Below are 1611 nucleotides of genomic sequence, written 5' to 3' on the forward strand. Positions count from 1 at the left end.
ATTTTATGATTTATCAAACAATGTTTAATATTTATTCAAAGATAAAGTTAATACTGTTGCATAAATCTTATTTGCTTTTTATACTTTTTGATGATAAATAAATTTAAGAGAGATTATTAATGAAATTCTGCAAGTGGATTTTTCTGTTATTAATTTTTGCAAATTCTTTTAGTTTTTCTGAAACAAAAAGTATCTTAGAAAGCCAAATTTATAATTTAAGAATTTACTCTTTAAAAGCCCTTAACCTTTCTTTAAAAGCTTATTCTTCCCTAAACGCAAAGAGGAAAAGTTTGAACGAAATAAAAGTATATTTAAAATCGGCTCTATTCTTTTTAAATGAAGCGAGTAATTATTCTCCTTCTTACCTGATAAATAAGAAAATAGATACGATTTTACTGCGAATTGAATTATTTAGAAATGAAAATATAAAAAAAGATTTAATATCATTAAGGAACGATATTAAAGATATAAGAGGTAATATTGCCAATTATGAAAAAATTGAAACTGTTTTGGATAATTATATAAAAAATTATTCCCCTGAAAAGAATGAAGATTTGCTTTTATATCTAAGTGATTTAAAAAGTAATATAACGCTTCCTCTTATTGATACTCCTCTTGAAAATGCAAAAACATTTATAGCTATAGCTTATGATAATGTAAATTCACGAAATTATTTAACTGCAAAAAAGTCAGTTGAAATAGCAATAGACCCATTAATAGATATCACAAGTAGAGAAAATCTTTATCTTGTTTTATTTAAAAATTATATATATAAAAGCTTTGAGAGCTTAAAAAAAGACGATTTAGGTGAAGAAGAAAAATATTTAGAAATTGCAAGGAAATATCTATTAAAGGCTAAAGAGGTGTCAAAACCGTCTAATATAAATTTAATAAATAATCTTTTGGAAAGATTAGAATTAATATATAATACTGAAATAGACGATAAGGAAGATATACTTAAGGAATACTTAATTCTAATTGAAAATCTAAAAAATTTTTAGGGGTAGAAAGGATGAAGATGAAAAAGCTCATAACTGCTACAGCTTTGATTTCAGGGCTGGTAATATCTCCAGCAAAAGCTCTTGATGGAGAAATTATATTTAGAGATGCCATGTATGGTACTGCTATTGGAGGAGTAGGAGGACTTGCTCTTTATGCAATTGATGGGGGAAAAGATTTCGGCAAGAAAATAGGAACAGGTGTGTTAATTGGGCTTATATTTGGGGTTGGCGTTGGTATATATGAATCTCAGACTGCCCTTGTAGAGATAAACAATGGTAAAATGCATGCAGGAATTCCTGAAATTAAAATTAAAAATGTTGAGATTTCAAAAAATGTTTACGATACTTCAGCACAGGTTAATTTACTTGGGATGAGATTTTAATGTTAGACAAAGAGTTTTTAGAAAAACTTTCAAACCCTCCCAGGAAATCAGTAAATCTTCTTATAAAAGTAAACCCTAAGAAACTAAATTTCATATCTATGGTGATAGATGGTCATGGAAGGATTGCCCTCCCAAGAACCAGAAGTGGAAAAGAAGGATTTCTTGACCTTATAGTTTCTCCTGACTGTATAGATGATTTGATGCTTATACTTCAGGATTGAAAGAAA

The 1611-nt window shown here is 27.9% G+C and carries 3 protein-coding genes; all 3 read left to right on the forward strand.

The genetic code is table 11. The features are described 5' to 3' along the window. Positions 1 to 119: 119 nt before the first annotated feature. From HG1285_RS02315 to HG1285_RS02305, 3 genes are read left to right on the forward strand one after another with little or no spacing between them, the layout of a single operon-like run. Positions 120 to 1001, forward strand: coding sequence for a hypothetical protein (locus HG1285_RS02315; protein ID WP_008289161.1), 882 nt, complete (start codon positions 120 to 122; stop codon positions 999 to 1001). A gap of 11 nt (positions 1002 to 1012) precedes the next feature. Beyond that, positions 1013 to 1384 (forward strand): glycine zipper family protein, encoded by a 372-nt coding sequence (locus HG1285_RS02310; protein ID WP_008289162.1) that lies wholly within the window; start codon positions 1013 to 1015, stop codon positions 1382 to 1384. Beyond that, entirely contained in the window at positions 1384 to 1605 is a 222-nt protein-coding gene (locus tag HG1285_RS02305) for a DUF4911 domain-containing protein (protein WP_008289163.1), read from the forward strand. Before HG1285_RS02310 ends, HG1285_RS02305 begins: the two co-directional genes overlap by 1 nt. Positions 1606 to 1611: the final 6 nt, after the last annotated feature.

It is taken from the genome of Hydrogenivirga sp. 128-5-R1-1, assembly GCF_000171895.1.